The sequence below is a fragment of the Brevibacterium sp. MGP-B1 genome (assembly GCF_057766545.1).
In genome coordinates, this window is the sequence record NZ_CM173407.1 from 1,336,635 (window position 1) to 1,356,985 (window position 20,351).

Sequence of the window (20,351 nt, forward strand, 5' to 3'; positions counted from 1 at the left end):
ACTGTATTACTCGGCACTGACATTGCTGTATTCGCAGCGGTTTCCGGCTCATCTGCCGATCTCTCCGACGGAGAGGATGCGGAGCACGATATCTCCGGATTCGTCGCTGGCGGCCACGTCCACCTCGGCGTCGATGGCCCAGTCCCTGTTGTCGTCGGGATCGGCGAGGATCTGTCGGACGCTCCATGTGTCTGAACCGGGTGTGACGTCGATATATTCCCGACCGCGGGCCTTCTGGTCGACGATGAGCTCTCCGTATTCGTCGTAGAAGTCCTCGATCGCGTCCTCCCAGGCCCGTGAGTCGAATCCGGATTCGGCGTCGAGACGGCCGAGCTCCGTGTAGTTCGCACGTTCGGCCAGCAGCACTCGGTGGAACAGGGCATTGCGGATCTCTGCGGTGAACACCTTCGTATTCTCGGAGAAGCGGCGGTCGAGTGCCGGCAGCTCGTCGGAGGCTTCGGTGGGGTCGAGTCCCTGCAGGGTGCGCCATTCGTCGAGCAGCGACGAATCCGTCCGGGCGATGGTCTCACCACACCATTCGATGATGGTCTCGAGTTCCTCGGTCCGGTTCTCCGCGGGGACGTTGTGGAGCAGTGCACGGTAGATGTCGGTGAGGTAGCGCAGCAGGCTGCCCTCGGCCCGGGCGAGGCTGTAGTAGCCGACGAACTGGGTGAAGCCCATGGCCTGCTCGAGCATGTCGCGGACGACGGATTTGGGTTCGAAGCCGCCTCGGTGCAGCCAGGGATGAGTCTCGACGAAATGGTCGAAGGCCGGGTCGAGCATCTCGGCCAGGGGCGCGGGGCTTTCGATCTCGTCGAGGATCGCCATGCGTTCGGCATATTCGACGCCTTCGGCCTTGAGCTCGGCCAGGGTCTCTCCCTTGATCCGGTCGAGTTGGCCCTTGAGGATCTGGAACGGCACCGAGGTGGTCGCCTCGACGATGGATACGACGTCGAGGGCGTAGGTGTCGTCGTTCTCGTCGAGAAGCTCCAGTGCGGCGAGCACGAAGGGAGCCAGGGGCTGGTTGAGCGCGAACTGGGGACCGAGGTCCTGGGTGGCGATGAGTTCGCTGCCGCGGACCTCGATGAGTCCGGCATCGATGAGGGAGCGTCCGATGCTGATCGCGGTGAGTTTGAGGTCGAGCCGGCGTTCCCTTGTCTCATGCGTCTTGTCGATGAAGTCGCTGATGGTCGACACATCGGAGCCGGGGCGGGCGACGAGGTTGAGGATCGTCGAATGGTCGATCTTCATCCGCGGTCGCAGGGTCTCGGATTCGCCTTCGATGAGTTTTGCGAAGGTCTCTTCGGACCAGCCGACGAAGCCGACGGGGGCGGCCTTCTTCTTGACCTTCTTCTTTTTCTTCTTGTCATCGTTGGCCGCTTTGGCTTCTGCTTTGAGGTTGTCGATGACGTGTTCGGGGGCTTGGGCGATGACGTAGCCGCGGGTGTCGAATCCGGCGCGGCCGGCACGTCCGGCGAGCTGTTGGAACTCGCGGACGCTGAGTCGGCGCATCTTCCGCCCGTCGAACTTCGTCAGTCCGGTCAGCAGCACGGAGCGGATGGGCACATTGATGCCCACACCGAGGGTGTCGGTGCCGGAGATGACGAGCAGCAGACCCTTCAGGGCGAGCTGTTCGATGAGGCGGCGGTACTTCGGCAGCATTCCGGCGTGGTGGACGCCGACGCCGTGCAGCAGCAGTTTGCGCAGACTGGTCCCGAATCCCTTGCCGAAGGTGAAGCCCTTGATGGCTGCGGCGATGGCGGCCTTCTGTTCCTTTGAGGCGAGGTCGACCGAGAGCAGGTTGGTGGCGAGGTCGATGGCACCGTTCTGAGAGTAGGAGACGACGTAGACCGGGGCCTTGTCGTTGCGGACGAGTCCGCGGAGAGTGTCCGAGAGCGTCTCCGTCGAATATTCGTAGTCGAGCGGGACCGGCCTGGTCGCCGAGGTGACCACGGAGGAGTCGCGTCCGGTCGTCTCCGTCATCGTCCGTCGGATGTCGGTGGTGTCGCCCAAGGTGGCGGACATGAGGACGAACTGGGTCTGCGGCATCTCGAGGAGGGGCACCTGCCAGGCCCAACCGCGGGAGGGGTCGGCGACGTAGTGGAATTCGTCCATGACGACCATTCCGGCGTCGAGCATTCCGCCTTCGCGCAGCGCCTGGTTGGCCAGGATCTCCGCCGTGGCGCAGATGACGGGCGCCTCCGGGTTGACGGTGGAGTCGCCGGTGACCATCCCGACGTTCTCGGCGCCGAAGGCGTCGATGAGGGAGAAGAACTTCTCGCTCACCAGGGCCTTGAGCGGGGCCGTGTAAAACGACCGGATCCCGCGGGTGAAGGACTGGTAGAGAGCGAACAGAGCGACGAGTGACTTCCCCGAGCCGGTCGGGGTCGCCATGATCGTATTGTCTCCGGCGAGGATCGTGAGGAACGCCTCGTCCTGAGCCGGGTAAGGCTCGACTCCGATCTCTCGGCAGTATTCGCCGAAGGACTCGTAGATCGTGTCGTCGTCAGCGAATTCCGCTGGGATCTCCTGCAATCTGGCCACGCTGATGCACAGACCTTTCCGATTAGACTGATTCCATCCTATTGCTCGACACCGAGGAGTCACATATGCCGGTCTTCGCCGTCACCTACCACTATGGTCCCGATACGGATACGCGGATGGAACACCGCCCCGCGCATCGCCGCTGGCAGGCGGAGCTGAATGAGGCCGGGACGATCCTCGCCTCCGGTCCCCTGGACAACGATCCGCAGCCGGGAGGACTGCTGATCCTCAACGCTGCCGACCGTGCGGAGGTCGAAAGCCACCTCGCCGCCGATCCCTATGCCTCGCTCGGTGTCATCGAGTCGACGGACATCCGCGAATGGACTCCCGTGTTCGGCCCCTTCGCCCAGGGCTGAGCGTCGCACTGCCGGTCCGGGTCTGCCCTGACCGGCAAGACACGAGCGGGGTCCGTCTCGAGAGATCGAGACGGACCCCGCTCGTTCTGTGCCGACACCGAGGCGGTGCCGACGCAAAGGTATCCGATCGGCTCAGGCCTCTTCGGACTCGTTCGAGCTGACGTCTTTGAAGGAGATGCCGTCCTTCTTCATCTTCACGAGTGAGGCGACCGTGGCCACCACCATGGCGAGGACGATGACGGTCAGGGACAGCCACGTCGGCACCTCGGGGATCGAGTGACCCCACGAGAGGAACTCCCAGTCGCTCGAGTGCAGAGCGTGGATGATGAGCTTGACGCCGATGAAGCCGAGGATCGCGGCGATTCCGTAGTGGAGGTAGACGAGCTTGTCGACGAGTCCTCCGAGCAGGAAGTACAGCTGACGCAGTCCCATGAGGGCGAACACGTTCGCGGTGAACACGAGGAACGCATTCTGAGTGACGCCGAAGATCGCGGGAATCGAGTCGAGCGCGAACATCACATCGGTCGAGCCGATGGCGATGAACACGATGAACATCGGGGTCCAGTACTTCTTGTTGTCGTCGAGGGTCACCCGCAGCTTGTTGCCGTGGTATTCGTCGACGACGTTGATCCGCTTGCGCAGGAACCGGATGAGACCGTTCTCGCCGTCGCCGTCGTCTTCGGAGCTGAAAGCCTGCCGGTAGGCGACGATGAGGAGGAAGATGCCGAAGATGAAGAAGACTTCGACGAAGGCACTGATGATCGCCGCACCCGCGAGGATGAAGATGCCGCGGAAGATGATGGCGATGATGATGCCGACCATGAGCACTTCCTGCTGGTACTTCCGCGGTACCGAGAAGCTGCCCATGATGATGATGAAGACGAACAGGTTGTCGATGCTCAGCGAGTACTCGAGCAGCCAACCGGTGAGGAACTCGCTGCCGTGCTGGGCATCGCCGATGGCGAAGAGCGCGCCGGCGAAGACCAGAGCCAGGGCGACGTAGAAGGCGACCCAGATGCTCGCTTCCCGCATCGACGGGGTGTGTGGTCGCTTGACGACCAGCAGGAGGTCGAAGACGAGGATCGCAACGACGATGATTCCCGAGGTGATCATGAACCAGACGGGAATCGGAGATTCGCTCGCAGCAGCGGTGTTGCCGCCGGCCGCGAGCGTGGAGGACAGAATATCCATGGATGCCTTTCGTGGTGAACAGGATGTATCCAGGTCGAAAGTCTCTCCCACGCGGTGATGCTGCGTGCGCTCCGCGGCCGGACCCCTTGTGGGGTCGTGGTGACGACCGCGGATGGACGGGATACTCCCTTTCGCCAGCACACCAGTATAAACACGCGAGCATCACTCGCGCGTCACCGGTGCGGATCAGGCGTGCCCGGCCTCCTTCATCTGGCGCAGCTCCTGCTTGAGGTCGGAGAGCTCATCGCGCAGTCGTGCGGCGAGTTCGAACTGCAGCTCCGCGGCGGCCGAATGCATCTGCGAGGTCAGCGATTCGATGAGTTCGGTGAGGTCGGCCGCCGGCGGGCGCAGCGAACCGGGTTTGCCGGCGGCTTCCCTCTGTTCGTCCGTCAGGGTCGAGTTGTAGCCGCGCTTGCCCTTGCCGTAGTCGAATTCGGTGAGCAGCTCTCGAGTGTCCTCGTCCTCTCGCTGCAGTCGTTCGGTGATGTCGGCGATCCGCTTGACCAGCGGGGCCGGATCGATTCCGTGCTCTTCGTTGTAGGCGATCTGGATGGCGCGCCTGCGGTCGGTCTCGTCGATGGCGGTGCGCATCGAATCCGTGATCGTATCGGCGTACATGTGCACCTGGCCGTTGAGGTTACGTGCGGCACGACCGATCGTCTGGATGAGCGATGTCGACGACCGGAGGAAGCCTTCCTTATCGGCATCGAGGATCGCCACGAGGGAGACCTCGGGAAGGTCGAGGCCCTCACGCAGGAGGTTGATGCCGACCAGCACATCGAATTCGCCCGCGCGCAGCTCTGTGAGCAGCTCCACACGTCGCAGAGTGTCGACGTCGGAGTGGAGGTATTGGACGCGGATATCGTGTTCGAGCAGATAGTCGGTGAGATCTTCGGCCATCTTCTTCGTCAGCGTTGTCACGAGCACACGCTCGTTCGCGTCGACACGGGTCTTGATCTCGTCGAGCAGGTCGTCGATCTGCCCCTTCGTCGGCTTGACCTTGATCTCGGGGTCGACGAGTCCGGTGGGACGGATGATCTGCTGGACGTATCCGTTGGCGTTGCCGAGTTCGAAGTTGCCGGGTGTGGCCGACAGGTACACGCTCTGTCCCACGCGCTCCCGGAACTCGTCGAATTTCAGCGGCCGGTTGTCCATGGCACTGGGCAGGCGGAATCCGTGCTCGACGAGGGTGCGCTTGCGCGACATATCGCCTTCGTACATACCGCCGATCTGCGGGACCGTGACATGGGACTCGTCGATGACGAGCAGGAAGTCCTCGGGGAAGTAGTCGAGCAGGCAGTTCGGTGCCGAACCGGGATCGCGGCCGTCGATGTGCCGGGAGTAGTTCTCGATGCCGGAGGTGAAGCCCATCGACTCCATCATCTCGAGGTCGTAGGTCGTGCGCATCTTCAGCCGCTGTGCCTCCAGCAGCTTGTTCTGCGATTCGAACTCGCTCAGCCGCTTCTGCAGCTCGTCCTCGATGCCGCTGATCGCGGTGGCCATCCGGTTCTCACCGGCGACGTAGTGGCTGGCCGGGAACACGTGGATGGTGTCCTCGTCGCGGACGATCTCGCCCGTCAGCGGGTGGAGGGTCTGCAGCGATTCGATCTCGTCGCCGAAGAATTCGATCCGCAGCGCGAGCTCCTCGTACTGCGGGATGATCTCGACGGTGTCTCCGCGCACGCGGAAGGTGCCGCGGGTGAAAGCCATATCATTGCGGGCGTACTGCATCGACACGAAGCGTTTGAGCAGTTCGTCCCGATCGCATTCGTCGCCCTTGTGGAGGGTGACCATCCGGTCGACGTATTCCTCCGGAGTGCCGAGACCGTAGATGCACGACACCGTCGAGACCACGACGACGTCGCGTCTGGTCAGCAGCGAGTTCGTGGCCGAGTGCCGGAGACGTTCGACCTCATCGTTGATCGAGGAGTCCTTCTCGATGAACGTGTCCGTCTGCGGCACATAGGCTTCCGGCTGGTAGTAGTCGTAATAGGAGACGAAGTACTCGACCGCATTGTTGGGCAGCAGCTGTCGGAACTCGTTCGCCAGCTGCGCGGCGAGAGTCTTGTTCGGCGCCATGATCAGGGTCGGTCTCTGCACCTGCTCGATGAGCCATGCCGTCGTCGCCGACTTGCCTGTGCCGGTGGCACCGAGGAGGACGATGTCCCGCTCCCCCGCATCGAGCCGGTCGGAGATCTCCCGGATCGCCGTCGGCTGGTCACCCGAGGGAGAGTACTCGGAGACGACCTCGAAGGGTGCCACCTCGCGGGTGACATCGGGGCGGTGGCCGATCGCTGGCAGGGGGCGTTCTGAGCTCATAGTCCAACCCTAGCCCCCGCCTCTGACATTGGGCAGACCGGAGCCGGAACGACAGCCTCGGCGAGGTGACCGTCGACGTGTGTCACCGTGTCAGTCGAAGCTGTCGGGCACCAGTCGGCGGCGCATCTGCAGGAAGTACGGTTCCTTCGCTTCCGCATATGTTCGTATCATCTGCCCGTTCGTCCCGCCCGCAGCCTCGGCTTCGGCCAAGCGGTCTCTCTTCATCTCGAGGTAGCGATTCCGCTCCTCCGGGTCCGCGATGAGCAGGTCCCGGAACGCGCGGGCGAAGCGCACACCGACCGAATCCGCGGTGCGCACATGCAAATTGACGGCGCGGCCGGGATCCGTGTTCGCGTGGAACCATTTCCCTTCGGTCGACTGTTCGCCGAGGTGGTCGCTCATCTCGGCTCCCGGATAGCCGAGTTCGGCCAGCCGGGATGCCAGCTCCCTGGCTATGGCGAGATCGGGGACGAGGAGCTGCAGATCGATGACGTCCTTGGCGGGCAGTCCCGGCACCGAGGTGGAGCCGATATGTTCGATGGCGAACTCCTCGCCCGTGCCGTGTCGCAGCTTCCTGATCGCTCTCTGCGCGTCCCCGGTCCAGTCGGCATCCGCGGGATCGACGAGTTCGAGGGCTGCCTTCGGTGCCCGCTGCCGGGCCGCGAGATTGGCGGCGAAGGGGCGGATCCGCGATTCGATGAGCCGGCCGACCACGGCCTCCGTCTCCTCGACGGGACCGGAGTTGTCGATGATGACGTCGCAGGCCGCTCGGCGGGTGTCGTCATCGGCTTGGCGGGAGATCCGTGCGGTGGCATCGTCGCGGTCCATTCCGCGGGAGTCCATGAGCCGCTGCAGGCGCACCTCGGCGGGCACGTCGACGAGGAGATTGAGGTGGTAGGCCGGTGTCATGTCGTTCTCGACGAGCAGCGGGACGTCGTGGACGACGATCTCGGCGTCGGCATGTCTGGCGAAGTGTTCGGCGGTGCGGTCGCGAATCGCCGGATGCATGAGGCCGTTGAGCCGTGCTGTGTGCTCGGAATCGACGAAGGCTGCCGCGGCCAGTGCCGGCCGGTCGAGCGCACCGTCGGAGTGCAGCACCTGCGGCCCGAAGGCCTCGGCCAGTCTCTCGAGCAGCGGCTGTCCGGGTTCGACGACTTCGCGGGCGATTCTGTCGGCGTCGACGAGCACTGCCCCATGTTCGACGAGCATTGCGGACACCGTTGACTTTCCGGCGCCGATTCCGCCGGTGAGACCGATTCTCAGCATGGGATCATCCTACTGATCCAGTCGGTAGACCCGCACTCCCTCATCGGCGAAGATCGGATCTCCGACGGCGGCATCGAGGAATTCCGCATAGTCTCCCTCACTTCCCGGCAGGAGCGGAGCATCGGGGGCCAGGACGATGAAGTCGACCCCGGTCGCCCTCAGTTCGGCGATCGCCGAGGCGACTTCCGGGCTGTCCGCGGCCGGCATGGGCTCGCCCTCGAAGACGGAGCCGTGCAGAAGTTCGTCGAGGGCATCCTCGGGGGCGGAATAGGTCACCGCCGATTCCGGGCTCGAACCGATGAAGTAGCCGCCGGTCTCGCGGTAGCCGAATCCGCTGACCGACTGCCACACCATGGCTTCGTCGGCGTGGGGCTCGGCCCATGCGAGGGGGCGGGGGAAGGTCTTGACGACGGATCCGGCGGGGATCACCTCGGCGATGGAGTGCTCGTAGAAGTCCGGAACTGTCACCTCATGGGCGGTCTGCGGAGCGGGGAGGACGGCCACGGCGGCGAGGACGAGCAGGATGAGGAGGGCGCGGGCGCGAAGCAGCTTCCGGTGGTTGAGCGCCCACTGGAGGCCGATTCCGAGCACGGCGAAGAGCGCGATCGTCGAATGGAGGACGAGCCGCATGGGCAGGATGTTGTTGAGCACGGGAATGGCTTCGATGAGGGCGAACGGACCGGTCTCGAGGGCGATCCGGCCTCCGAGGAGGATCGGTGAGCCCAGTGCCAGCAGGCCGACGAGGATGCCGGATGCCGCGGCGATGCGCACCGGCACCGCGTGTGCGGAGCGGCGGGCAAGGCCGAGAACGATGAGCACGGCCGCCGCCAGAGCTGGTGCGCCGACGTAGGCGCCGAGTTCGGCGGGGTCGATCTCCATGATCCGGGGCAGAGGGGACACTCCGGAGCTCAGCCAGGCCGGGGCGGCGGGGAGGATCGGGTCGAGCAGATCAGTGTTCCATACTCCGTGTGGGCGGATGGCGCCCTGTGGGGCGTTCGGTCCGGACATGGTCACCAGCAGCGGGATCGCACACAGCACGGAGATGCAGCCGGCGACTGCGGAACCGAGACCGAGGGCCAGCCACGACCGGGCGCGGTAGAGGCGGCGTCCGAAGACGGCGAGGCTGGCCAGGAAGCAGAGTGCGGCGAGGAAGGTCCCGGCCAGCACCTCGGTGGAGACGTAGAACTGGAATCCGAGGAGGAGCCCGAAGCCCCCTCCGAGCAGCCACAGGCGACGGCTGCGCAGCAGTGAACGGCCGGGCTCCGCCTGTATCGCTCGGCCGAGGTCGAGGAGAGCGAGGATCGCCCAGGCTGTCAGGGGCGGGGTGACGATATAGGCGAGGTTCGGGTGGCCGCCGAGCTGGACGATGACATAGCTGGAGAAGCCGACCCCGGCGGCGGCGATGAAAGCGGGCAGGCGGTCGAGGAAGCGGCGGAAGAGCACGGCTGCGGCCAGGCTGCCGACCACCGGGAAGGCGAGGATGAGGAGGTTGTAGCTCACGATGGGGCCGGCCGCCCACGTCACGGGAGCGAGCAGGATCGCGAACCCGGCGAGGGAGGTGTTCCAGGCTCCGTTGACTCCCCCGCCGAGGGCGTCCATCGATTCCGTGTACAGCAGGCCGCCGGTCTCCCCCGGTCCGAATCCGAGAGCACCGGCGAGAACCTGCGCGCCGTGCCCGAGCCACCAGATGAACAGTGAGGTGTCGTCATTGGAGGCGACGACGCTGCCGCCGGGGTCCGCGGCGACGGAGCCGAAGACGGTCAGGCTGCCGACACAGAGGATGAGCATGTACCACAGCCACGGGCGCAGGCGTGCCCGAGCCGTGGGGGCATACAGAAAGGGCTCCCGGCCTTCCGACCGGGAGCCCTTCTGGTGGCTGCTATCAGCTGCCTGCAAGCTTCTCACGCAGGGCTGCGAGAGCTTCGTCGCTGGCCAGGGTGCCCTCGTCGTTCGCCTCTTCGGAGGAGAACGATCCGGTGGCCGGAGCGGCTTCGGCATTACCGACGGCATCGGCTGCGGAGGCCTCGGCATCCGCTGCGATGGCCTTGGCGACCTGCTTCTTGTGCTCTTCCCAGCGTTCCTGAGCGGCGGCGTACTGCTGCTCCCAGGTCTCGCGCTGGGCCTCGTAGCCCTCGACCCATTCGTTGGTCTCGGGATCGAAGCCCTCGGGGTACTTGTAGTTGCCGTCCTCGTCGTACTCCTGCGGCATGCCGTACAGAGCGGGGTCGAGGAACTCTTCGGCCTCGGGGTCGACGCCTTCGTTCGCCTGCTTCAGCGACAGCGAGATGCGGCGGCGTTCCAGGTCGATGTCGATGACCTTGACGTAGATGGTCTCGTCGACCGAGACGACCTGCTCGGGCAGATCCACGTGGCGCACGGCCAGCTCGGAGATGTGGACGAGGCCCTCGATGCCGTCTTCGACGCGCACGAATGCACCGAACGGAACGAGCTTGGTGACCTTGCCCGGCACGATCTGCCCGATGACGTGTGTGCGGGCGAAGTGCTGCCAAGGATCTTCCTGGGTGGCCTTGAGCGACAGCGAAACGCGCTCACGGTCCATGTCGACGTCGAGAACCTCGACGGTGACTTCGTCGCCCACGGTGACGACCTCACCCGGGTGATCGATGTGCTTCCAGGACAGTTCGGAGACGTGGACGAGTCCGTCGACACCACCGAGGTCGACGAACGCACCGAAGTTGACGATGGAGGACACGACACCAGGACGGACCTGGCCCTTCTGCAGGGTCTGCAGGAAGTCGTGACGGACGGCCGACTGGGTCTGCTCGAGCCAGGCACGGCGTGACAGGACCACGTTGTTGCGGTTCTTGTCGAGCTCGATGATCTTGGCTTCGACCTGCTGGCCGATGTAGGGGGCGAGGTCGCGGACGCGGCGCATCTCGACGAGGGACGCGGGCAGGAAGCCGCGCAGTCCGATGTCGACGATCAGGCCGCCCTTGACAACCTCGATGACGGTGCCTGTGACAACGCCGTCGTCTTCCTTGATCTTCTCGATGTCGCCCCAGGCACGCTCGTACTGAGCGCGCTTCTTCGACAGCATGAGACGACCCTCTTTGTCTTCCTTCTGAAGAACGAGGGCTTCGATTTCGTCCCCGACCTCGACGACTTCGCCGGGATCGACATCGTGCTTGATGGAAAGCTCACGTGCGAGGATGACGCCTTCCGTCTTGTATCCGATGTCGACGAGGACTTCGTCACGGTCGACCTTGACGACTTCGCCCTCAACGATGTCGCCATCGTTGAAGTACTTGATGGTCTCATCGACGGCGGCGAGGAAATCCTCAGCGGTTCCGATGTCGTTGACAGCGACCTGCTTCGGCTGCACCGATTCCGGCGTGGTGGTGGTCATATAGGTAGGGACTCCGATGGAATATTGGTCCAGATCCGGTACCCTGGCGACAGGTCGTATAAGTTGCCGCAAGAACCGAATCCGGTCTCGATTGCGAATTTGGACTTGTATGCACAGGCGCATACGGTTGTCAATGCTAGCACCTTATTGGGTGTGAATGCACGCCGAAGAGACGAATCATCACCACCTGGGGCCACGGAGGAACCATGAGCGAAGGAACTGACGGAGCCGAGGTCATCAGCGGTGGCTATCTCCCGATCGACGAAGAGGCTTCCGTCCGGGCCAATCGCAGCTATTGGGACAACTCGGCAGAGGACTATCTCGCCGAACACGGCACGTTCCTCGGTGCTTCGGATTTCATCTGGTGTCCGGAAGGAATTCACGAATCCGATGTGCGCCTCCTCGGCGATGTCGACCGGAAGCAGGTTCTCGAGGTCGGCTGCGGTGCCGGTCAGTGCTCCCGGTGGCTGGCAGAGCAGGGCGCGATCACCACAGGTGTCGACGTCTCCGCCGGAATGCTCGAACAGGCCTCGCGACTGCAGCGCGAGCATCCCCTGAGCGCCGAGGCGACTCCCCCGACGTTCCTTCTCGCCGATGCCCGTCAGCTGCCGTTCGCATCGAACAGCTTCGATCGCGCGTTCTCCTCCTACGGTGCCCTGCCCTTCGTCAAGGACGCCGAGGTCGTCTTCGCCGAGGTGGCCCGAGTGCTGCGTAACGGCGGACAGTGGGTCTTCTCGACGACTCACCCGATGCGGTGGATGTTCCCCGATGTTCCGGGTGAGGCCGGTCTGACGGTGGAGTACTCGTACTTCGATCGCACTCCGTACGTCGAGCTGTCTTCGGACGGTCAGCCGGTCTACGCCGAGCATCACCGGACGATGAGCGACTGGGTCCGTCTGCTCGTCGAGGCCGGCTTCACGATCGATTCGGTGACCGAACCCGAATGGCCCGAGGAGAATCGGACCGCCTGGGGCGGCTGGTCGCCGCTGCGCGGTGCGCTCATGCCCGGCACCGCGATCTTCTCCACCACCCTGACCAAGGACTGACGGGACGGGAATAGGGACGATCCTCAGCCGAGGACTGTGAAGTCCTCGGCCAGTCCCCCGCGACCGGTCAGCCCGGCGAGCACTGAGCTCCCCTTTCCGCTCTGCATCGCCAGCCCCGCTGCGGCCGTCAATGATTCCCGGAGCGCGGCCTCCGGAACGACGGGTTCGGCACCGAGTGTCTTGGCGATGTCGACGCCGTGGACGACGAGATCGAAGGTCCGTGTGCGCCTCCCCGGAGGCGACGTCGCGTTCGCGGACGACATCATCGACTCCCGGCTGGCTGAGCACCGCGCAACTCACCCGTCGCGCTCTCGTTCAAGCGCTAGCGCGGATGTCGTGTGGTACACGGCGCGCAAACTGCGGGGACGCTTGAACGAGCGTGGGCGAGATCGTTTTCTGCGCTTGCGCTTGAACGAGAGCGGCAGGTCAGCGGGTCAGCGGGCAGCGGGTCAGCGGGCAGGGGTCAGCGGGCAGGTCAGTGGGCGGCGGCGTGCCAGGAGCGGCCGGTGCCGACGTTGACGTCCAGAGGCACATCGAGTTCGAACGCCGACCCCATCTCCTCCGTGACGATCGTCGTCACCTCATCGATCTCGTCCGGACGGACGTCGACGATGATCTCGTCATGGACCTGCAGCAGCATCGGCGAGCGGAGACCGTCCAGACGGGCGGCCACCTTGAGCATGGCGATCTTCATGATGTCGGCTGCCGAGCCCTGGATCGGAGCGTTGAGTGCGGCGCGTTCGGCCATGTCCCGCAGCTGCCGACGGTCGCTGTGCAGCGCCGGCAGATAACGACGACGGCCCATGATGGTCTCCGTGAACCCCTTCGCGCGAGCCTGCTCGACGATGTCGTCGAGGTAGTCCTTGACTGCACCGAAGCGTTCGAAGTACTGGTCCATCAGCCCCTTGGCTTCATCGACGCCGATCGCAAGCTGCCGGGAGAGGCCGTAGGCGGAGAGCCCGTACACCAGCCCGTAGGACATGGCCTTGACCTTCGAGCGCATCTCGGAGTCCACCTCGTCGATGCCGACTCCGAAGACCTTCGAGCCGACATAGGAGTGGAGATCCTCGCCGTCCTTGAAGGCCTGGATGAGCGCGGCATCGCCGGACAGATGAGCCATGATCCGCATTTCGATCTGCGAGTAGTCGGCGGTGAGCAGAGTCCCCTCAGCCACCTCGGGGTCGGCGATGAAAATGTCTCGGATGCGGCGGCCTGATTCGGTCCGCACCGGAATGTTCTGCAGGTTCGGGTCCAGGGACGAAAGTCGTCCGGTGGCGGCCACGGTCTGCTGGTAGGTGGTGTGGATGCGGCCGTCGTCGGCAACAGTTTTGAGCAGTCCGACGACGGTCTGCTTGAGCTTCGTCGAATCCCGGTAGGCCAGCAGGTGTTGGAGGAAGGGGTGTTCGGTTTTGACGAACAGTTCGGCCAGGGCGTCGGCATCGGTCGTATAGCCGGTCTTCGTCCGCTTGGTCTTGGGCATATCGAGTTCGTCGAAGAGCACGGTCTGCAGCTGTTTGGGAGAACCGAGGTTCACCTCGTGGCCGATCGCGTCATAGGCCTCTCCTGCGCTGGCTTCGGCCTGTTTCGTGAATTCGTCGATGAGGTTCGACAGTCCGGTCTCATCGACGGCGATCCCGGTCGCTTCCATGCGCGCGAGCACGGGCACGAGCGGCAGTTCGATCTCGCGGTACACCTGCGTCATGTTCGCGTCCTCGACGGCCTTCGCGAGCACCTCGTGGACCTCGAGCAGTGCGGCGGCACGTTGGCCGTGCGTGGTCACCGCGGCATCGGAGTCGAGGTCGAGGGCGAGCTGTCCTGAATCGGCTTCGGGTTCGCTGAGGTCGATTCCGGCACGGTCGGCGGCGATCTGACCGAGTTCGTAGGACCGGGCGTCGGGAACGAGGAGGTAGGCAGCCAGGGCCGTGTCCCCGGCGATGTCCGTCACGGACAGTCCCATCGACTCCCACGCTTTGATCTGCAGCTTCGAGCTGTGGAGGATGAGCGAATGCCCACCTAGGGCGGAACCGAGCGCACCGACGGCCTTCTGCCCCGCCTCGGCGAGGTCGACGACCCAGGCCTGGCCGGGTTCGGCGGAGACCGCCAGCGTCCGTGCCTGACCGTGGCCGAGCTCGAAGGACGCGTCGGAATCGAGCGCCAGCACATCGTGGTCGGCGATCTTCGTCAGCAGAGTGTCGACGTCAACGGTCTCGATGGTCGTCTCGCGTGCCGGTGCCGGCTCGGATTCGGCTCCGACCTCGGGGAAGATCGCGGCCAGACGCTTGCCGAGCGCCTGGAACTCGAGCTGGTCGAACAGGCTCGACAGCTCGGCCGGGTCGCCTTCGCCCCAGGCCAGGTCGTCGAACTCCAGCCCCAAGTCGACGTCGTCGAGGAGGCGGTTGAGTCGGTAGTTCCGCTCCACCTCGCTGATATGGTCGCGCAGCTTCTCACCGACCTTGCCGCCGATCGTGTCGGCGTTGTCCAACACCCCGGGCAGATCGCCGTGTGCGGTGAGCCATTTCGCGGCGGTCTTGTCACCGACTCCGGGCACACCGGGCAGATTGTCGGCCTTCTCACCGACGAGCGCGGCCAGCCCCCGGTAGTTCGCGGGGCTCACCCCGTACTTCTCCTCGACCGCGGCCGGCGTCATCCGGTTGAGGTCGCTGACTCCGCGTTTCGGGTAGAGGATCGTCACCCGGTCGGAGGCGAGCTGGAACGAATCCTTGTCTCCGCTCATCACCTCGACGAACGAGCCGGCATCCGTGCCCATCTTCGCCATCGTCGCCAGAGCATCATCGGCCTCGAAGCCCTCCTTCGTCACGACCCGGATGCCCATCGCCGTGACGATGTCCTTGATGAGATCGATCTGCGGGTGGAACTCGGGCGGAGTCTTCGCCCGACCGGCCTTGTACTCGGGGTATTCCTCGAGACGGAACGTCTGGCGTCCGAGGTCGAAGGCCACGGCCACGTGGCTGGGCTCTTCGTCGCGGAGGACGTTGATGAGCATGGAGATGAAGCCGTAGATGGCGTTCGTCGTCTGGCCGGTGCTGGTGGAGAAGTTCTCGACCGGCAGGGCGTGGAATGCCCGGTAGGCCAGGGAGTGTCCGTCGATGAGCAGGAGGGATTCGTTTGAGTGACTCACATGGCATAGCCTAGCGTTCGAAGCTGACTTGAAGGAGAACCGATGCTGCGTCCCGACGTGTCCCTGACCGCTCACACCGCCCCTGAGGAGATCGACACGCTGCTCGGGCAGCTGCGCACGCCGGGGTCCGGGGGTGAGCTGGCCGAGAGGATGGGAATCGAGTTCGTCGAGCTCGCTCACGATCATGTCGTGGCCACCGCTCCGGTCGTCGGCAATCGGCAGCCGATGGGTCTCTTCCACGGAGGCGGCCACGTCGTTCTCGCCGAATCCCTGGCGTCGATGCATTCGTATCTGCTCTCCGGCGGTAAGAACGTCGTCGGGGTCGATCTCAACGCCACTCACCTGCGTGCCGCGCGAGAGGGCGTGGTGACCGGTCGCGCCGAGGTGCTCCACCAGGGACGCACGATCGTCTCCCATGAGGTGAAGATGACCGACGAGGCGGGGCGCCTGCTCTCGATCGTGCGGATCACGAATATGATCCTGAAGACCGAGCCGAAGGGCTGAGGCACAGCGCCGTCTCGGCGAAAGTCCACAGCGAAAGCAGAGGGCCGGCGAATCCGTCTCGGGATTCGCCGGCCCTCTCGGGTTCCGGGTCCGGACCGTGACCGGTCCGGGAGGTGACTACTTCTTCGTGCCGATCTGCTTGAGCACGGTCTCAGCGACCTCGCGCATCGTCAGGCGACGGTCCATCGACGTCTTCTGGATCCAGCGGAAGGCTTCGGGCTCGCTCAGACCCATGGAGGTCTGCAGCAGGCTCTTGGCGCGCTCGACGAGCTTGCGGGTCTCGAAGCGTTCGGTGAGATCGGAGATCTCGGACTCGAGCGAGCTGATCTCGGCATGACGCGAGAGCGCGATCTCCAGGGCCGGGATGAGGTCGGCCGAGGTGAACGGCTTGACGACATAGGCCATGGCACCCGCATCGCGGGCCCGCTCGACGAGCTCCTTCTGCGAGAAGGCGGTGAGCAGCACGACCGGCGCGATGCGAGCCCTGGCGATGCGCTCGGCGGCGGAGATTCCGTCGAGGATGGGCATCTTGATGTCCATGACGACGAGGTCCGGGCGCAGCTCCTCAGCCAGGCGGATGGCGGATTCGCCGTCCGCCGCCTCACCGACGACGTCATAGCCGACCTCGCGGAGCATTTCTACGATATCGAGACGAATCACGGCCTCGTCTTCGGCCACGACTACGCGGCGGACCGGCACGGACTCATCTGAAGTTGATTCTTCGCTGTTTGAAAGCACGGCACCAGTCTAGACCAGGCGCTCAGCGTCATGGCCAGCGGACCCGGAAGTTTATTCTGTGAGGGTGGCCACGGGCGGTGACGGTGGCCACCGGAGGGCATCCTCGGCGGGTGGCGATTGTGCAATCGGTCCGCGCGCGCAGTAGAATCGTCCCCGTTGCACAGGCGGTCCTGGCAGGACAGCTCGTGACGCGCCGGATTGGCGGAATCGGTAGACGCGGTGCACTCAAAATGCATTGTCGAAAGACGTGCGGGTTCGAGTCCCGCATCCGGTACGGACGAAGGCACTGTCGAACGTGATGTCGACAGTGCCTTCTTCATTTCCCGGGAGCCGATGGGCTACCGAAGATCAGTGACCTGCGCGCAGGTCGAGAGTGACAACCTCAGTCCCATAGAGACGTGCCGCCCGAATGAGCGCCTCCATCAGCTTCCTGCCCACGCCCTGACCTTGAGCATCCGGGGCGACGGCCACCTTTTCGATGTCGACATGTGGGCGGAACGTCGGGCGAGTGTACCGATTCCAGTACGCGAAGCCGGTGACCTCGGTTCCGGTGCGAGCGATTGCGGCAGCGGACTCCCCGGTTTCAGCGCCCGTGAACAGGCGGCCGACGAGATCCGCGATCTCCTCGACAGACGGAGCTGAGACCCAGCCGAGAGCGGCACCTGCATCGACGAGGCGGCCGAGCAGCGATGTCACCTGCAGGACATCGTGCTCGGCCAGTCCCTCGGCCGGGAGGAGATCAACTCCGGCTGCGGGCGTCCTCGGTGCGGGTCTCGTCGACATCTGCGTCCTCCTCGGTCGGAACGTAGCCGTTGATGCGCGGGGCATCGTAGCGTTCGACGTCCAGGATCTCATGCCGCTTGGCCACGATGGCCGGGACGAGTGCCTGACCGGAGACGTTGAGCGCGGTGCGGCCCATGTCCACGATCGGCTCGATGGCCAGCAGCAGACCGACGCCCTCGAGGGGCAGGCCCAGGGTCGACAGGGTCAGGGTGAGCATCACCGTCGCACCCGTCGTGCCGGCCGTGGCGGCCGAGCCGATGACGGCGACGAAGATGATGAGCAGGTACTGGATGAGGGAGAGATCGATGCCGAAGAACTGGGCGACGAACACGGCGGCGATGGCCGGATAGATCGCAGCGCAGCCGTCCATCTTCGTCGTCGCACCGAAGGGCACGGCGAAGGCGGCGTAGGAGTGGGGCACCCCGAAGTTGTCGGTGGCGACCTTCTGCGTCACCGGCATGGTGCCGATCGACGACCGGGAGACGAAGCCCATCTGGGTGGCCGGCCAGACTCCGGAGAAGTACTGGCGCACCGACAGTCCGTTGGCCCGAGCCAGGGCCGGGTAGACGATGAAGAAGACGATCGCGAGACCGATGTAGACGGCGACGACGAACCACAGCAGCGAGCCCATCGTCGACCAGCCGTAGGAGTTCACTGCATTGCCGATGAGGCCGAGCGTACCGATCGGGGCGATGCGCACGATCCACCAGACGACCTTCTGGACCACGGCCAGGGCCGCCTCGGTGAACTGGAGGAACGGCTCTGCGGCCTTGCCGACCTTGACCGCGGCGATGCCGATGGCACCGGAGACGATGATGAGCTGGAGGATGTTGAAGTTGACCTCGGAGGTCATGGCTCCGGCGTCATCGGGTGCGGTGGCCACCTCGAGTCCGAGGAAGTTCACCGGGATCAGTCCGGTGAGGAAGCCCAGCCAGCTGCCCTGGGAGTCGGGTGCACCGGCGTTGAGCGAAGCGGCATCGGCGTGGGCGCCGGGCTGCATGACGATGCCGATGATGAGTCCGAGGACGACGGCGATGAGAGCGGTGAGGGCGAACCACAGCAGGGTCGACATTGCCAGCCTGGCGGCGTTGGTGACCTTGCGCAGGTTGCCGATGCTCGCGATGATCGCGGTGATGACCAGTGGTACGACAGCGGCCTTGAGCAGTGTGACATACGACGAGCCGATGGTGTCCAGGGTCTGGCCGAGCCAGTTGTCGGCGGTGTCGCTGACCGGTCCCCATGAGCGGGCGATGAGCCCGAGGATGACTCCGGCGACGAGTGCGATGGTCACCTGCACTCCGAAGGACTTGCTCCACGCGGGCAGTCTCATTGAATTCCTCTCCTAGCGGGTCCTCCCCTCTGGGATCCGCAGGGAGGATTGGCAACAGAGAGCACAACTGTTGAGCAATCTGCAAAATTCCCTGGCCCCCTGTGATCTGTCTCGCAGTTCGGAATCGGTCCGCGCCCGGCATCAGACACAGAGACGCCGGCGGCGCCACCCCGTGATCAGGGGGCAGGCACCGTCGGCGTTCAGGCCCGGGGACAGTCAGTGGCGGGGCGAGTGGCCTTCGCGCACGATCGGCACCTCACGGGTGATGGGCGCTTCGGCCACGACTCCGTATCCGGCCAGCGGGTCCTCCTCGGAATCCGAGGCATCCTGGTAGGCGGCCGTCACACCCTTGGCGGCATCACCGATGGTGTGGATGCGCAGGGCGTTCGTCGAACCGGGGATCCCGGGAGGCGAACCGGCCACGAGGATGCTCTGATCACCTTCGCGGGCGGTGCCGTCGGCGAGCAGAACGGCGTCGACCTGGCGCGCCATCTGGTCGGTGTGGCGCACGGTCTTCACGAGGTACGGGCGCACTCCCCAGGTCAGCGCCAGCTGGTGGCGGACCTGCAGGTCAGGCGTGAAGCCGAGGATCGGCCAGGCCGGGCGCAGCCGCGACATGCGCCGCACGGAGTCACCGGTCTGTGAGAAGGTGCACAGGAGGTCGATATCGAGCTGCTCAGCAATCTGCACGGCAGCGGCGGTGACGGCTCCGCCCTTCGTGTGCGGGACGGTGCCCAGTGCCGGGATCCGCTCGAGACCGTGCTCTTCGGTGGAGCCGATGATCCGGCTCATCGTCCGGATCGCCTCGACCCAGTGCGCACCGACCGAGGTCTCACCGGAGAGCATGAGCGCATCGGCGCCGTCGAGGACGGCGTTCGCGCAGTCGCTGGCCTCGGCGCGGGTGGGCCGCGGCGCATCGATCATCGTCTCGAGCATCTGCGTCGCCACGATGACGGGCTTGGCCTGCTGGCGGGCGATTTCGACTGCGCGCTTCTGCACGATCGGCACCTGTTCGAGCGGCAGCTCGACGCCGAGGTCGCCGCGGGCGACCATGATTCCGTCGAAGGCATCGATGACCTCATCGAGCTGGTCGACGGCCTGCGGCTTCTCGAGCTTGGCGATGACCGGAGCCGTGATGCCGACCTCGTCCATGACCGCGCGCACATCGTTCATGTCCTCGGGGCTGCGGACGAAGGACAGGGCCACCCAGTCGAAGCCGAGCTGAAGCCCCCATTTGAGATCGTCGACGTCCTTCTCCGACAGGGCGGGGACGGAGACCGGGACGCCGGGGAGGTTGATGCCCTTGTGGTTGGAGATGGTTCCGCCGATCTCGACCTCGGTGACCACGTCGGTGTCGGTCACCTCGGTGGCGCGCAGGCGCAGGCGCCCGTCGTCGATGAGCAGCGGATCGCCCACGGACACGTCTTCTGCCAGGGTCGGCAGGGTCGTGGACACGAGCTCTGCGGTGCCGGGGACGTCACGGCTGGTGATGGTGAAGGAAGCCCCTTCGACGAGCTCTTCCTTCCCGTTGGCGAAGGTGCCCACGCGGATCTTCGGACCCTGCAGGTCCAACAGGACGGCGACGGGGCGTCCGGTGTCGAGTGCGGCCTGGCGGACCCAGGCGAACTTCTCTTCGTGCTCTTCTCGTTTTCCGTGGCTCAGATTGAATCGGGCGACATCGACGCCCTCATCGACGAGCTCGCGGATCTCTTCATAGGAGTTCTGGTTCGGACCTAAAGTTGCGACTATCTTTGCACGCCTCATACGC

15 protein-coding genes and 1 tRNA gene are annotated in these 20,351 nt (G+C 64.9%); 4 read left to right on the forward strand and 12 right to left on the reverse strand.

Going from position 1 to position 20,351, the window contains the following annotated elements:
• Positions 1–48 precede the first annotated feature (48 nt).
• A complete protein-coding gene (locus tag AC3CD9_RS06245; protein WP_488366826.1) occupies positions 49–2,544 on the reverse strand; it encodes a DEAD/DEAH box helicase in 2,496 nt (831 codons plus the stop codon).
• Positions 2,545–2,609: 65 nt separating this feature from the next.
• On the opposite strand from AC3CD9_RS06245, the gene AC3CD9_RS06250 reads away from it, so the two are divergent.
• Positions 2,610–2,900, forward strand: coding sequence for a YciI family protein (locus tag AC3CD9_RS06250; protein WP_488366827.1), 291 nt, complete (start codon positions 2,610–2,612; stop codon positions 2,898–2,900).
• 132 nt (positions 2,901–3,032) lie between these two features.
• On the opposite strand, the gene AC3CD9_RS06255 is transcribed toward AC3CD9_RS06250, so the two are convergent.
• The 5 genes from AC3CD9_RS06255 to rpsA all read right to left on the reverse strand — a co-directional run bounded on the left by AC3CD9_RS06255 (position 3,033) and on the right by rpsA (position 11,043).
• A complete protein-coding gene (locus AC3CD9_RS06255) occupies positions 3,033–4,091 on the reverse strand; it encodes a TerC/Alx family metal homeostasis membrane protein (RefSeq protein WP_488366828.1) in 1,059 nt (352 codons plus the stop codon).
• A 186-nt stretch (positions 4,092–4,277) separates the two neighbouring features.
• Complete coding sequence (uvrB, locus tag AC3CD9_RS06260; protein ID WP_139467298.1) at positions 4,278–6,410, reverse strand: excinuclease ABC subunit UvrB; 2,133 nt, start codon at positions 6,408–6,410, stop codon at positions 4,278–4,280.
• Between the two features lie 90 nt (positions 6,411–6,500).
• Positions 6,501–7,676, reverse strand: coding sequence for a dephospho-CoA kinase (gene coaE / locus AC3CD9_RS06265; RefSeq protein WP_488366830.1), 1,176 nt, complete (start codon positions 7,674–7,676; stop codon positions 6,501–6,503).
• Positions 7,677–7,685: 9 nt separating this feature from the next.
• A complete protein-coding gene (locus tag AC3CD9_RS06270; RefSeq protein ID WP_488366831.1) occupies positions 7,686–9,572 on the reverse strand; it encodes a hypothetical protein in 1,887 nt (628 codons plus the stop codon).
• Complete coding sequence (rpsA, locus tag AC3CD9_RS06275) at positions 9,559–11,043, reverse strand: 30S ribosomal protein S1 (RefSeq protein ID WP_488366833.1); 1,485 nt, start codon at positions 11,041–11,043, stop codon at positions 9,559–9,561. Before rpsA ends, AC3CD9_RS06270 begins: the two co-directional genes overlap by 14 nt.
• A gap of 206 nt (positions 11,044–11,249) precedes the next feature.
• On the opposite strand from rpsA, the gene AC3CD9_RS06280 reads away from it, so the two are divergent.
• Complete coding sequence (locus tag AC3CD9_RS06280; protein ID WP_488366834.1) at positions 11,250–12,089, forward strand: class I SAM-dependent methyltransferase; 840 nt, start codon at positions 11,250–11,252, stop codon at positions 12,087–12,089.
• Positions 12,090–12,112: 23 nt separating this feature from the next.
• Here the strand turns inward: AC3CD9_RS06280 and AC3CD9_RS06285 are convergent, their stop codons facing one another.
• Together AC3CD9_RS06285 and polA are read right to left on the reverse strand one after the other, a co-directional pair.
• Positions 12,113–12,352: a hypothetical protein gene (locus AC3CD9_RS06285; RefSeq protein ID WP_488366835.1), complete on the reverse strand. Its 240-nt coding sequence runs from the start codon at positions 12,350–12,352 to the stop codon at positions 12,113–12,115.
• A 212-nt stretch (positions 12,353–12,564) separates the two neighbouring features.
• On the reverse strand, positions 12,565–15,228 hold the full coding sequence (polA, locus tag AC3CD9_RS06290; RefSeq protein ID WP_488366837.1) for a DNA polymerase I: 2,664 nt from the start codon (positions 15,226–15,228) through the stop codon (positions 12,565–12,567).
• A 42-nt stretch (positions 15,229–15,270) separates the two neighbouring features.
• On the opposite strand from polA, the gene AC3CD9_RS06295 reads away from it, so the two are divergent.
• Positions 15,271–15,732: a PaaI family thioesterase gene (locus AC3CD9_RS06295; protein WP_488366838.1), complete on the forward strand. Its 462-nt coding sequence runs from the start codon at positions 15,271–15,273 to the stop codon at positions 15,730–15,732.
• 117 nt (positions 15,733–15,849) lie between these two features.
• On the opposite strand, the gene AC3CD9_RS06300 is transcribed toward AC3CD9_RS06295, so the two are convergent.
• A complete protein-coding gene (locus tag AC3CD9_RS06300; protein ID WP_373284070.1) occupies positions 15,850–16,470 on the reverse strand; it encodes an ANTAR domain-containing response regulator in 621 nt (206 codons plus the stop codon).
• Between the two features lie 192 nt (positions 16,471–16,662).
• Here AC3CD9_RS06300 and AC3CD9_RS06305 point away from each other — a divergent pair.
• Positions 16,663–16,744, forward strand: a tRNA-Leu gene (locus AC3CD9_RS06305).
• 74 nt (positions 16,745–16,818) lie between these two features.
• Here the strand turns inward: AC3CD9_RS06305 and AC3CD9_RS06310 are convergent.
• The 3 genes from AC3CD9_RS06310 to pyk all read right to left on the reverse strand — a co-directional run bounded on the left by AC3CD9_RS06310 (position 16,819) and on the right by pyk (position 20,347).
• Positions 16,819–17,253: a GNAT family N-acetyltransferase gene (locus AC3CD9_RS06310; RefSeq protein ID WP_488366840.1), complete on the reverse strand. Its 435-nt coding sequence runs from the start codon at positions 17,251–17,253 to the stop codon at positions 16,819–16,821.
• A complete protein-coding gene (locus tag AC3CD9_RS06315; protein ID WP_488366841.1) occupies positions 17,210–18,583 on the reverse strand; it encodes a dicarboxylate/amino acid:cation symporter in 1,374 nt (457 codons plus the stop codon). The genes AC3CD9_RS06310 and AC3CD9_RS06315 overlap by 44 nt, the downstream gene beginning before the upstream one ends.
• 216 nt (positions 18,584–18,799) lie before the next feature.
• Positions 18,800–20,347 (reverse strand): pyruvate kinase, encoded by a 1,548-nt coding sequence (gene pyk / locus AC3CD9_RS06320; protein ID WP_488366843.1) that lies wholly within the window; start codon positions 20,345–20,347, stop codon positions 18,800–18,802.
• Positions 20,348–20,351 lie beyond the last annotated feature (4 nt).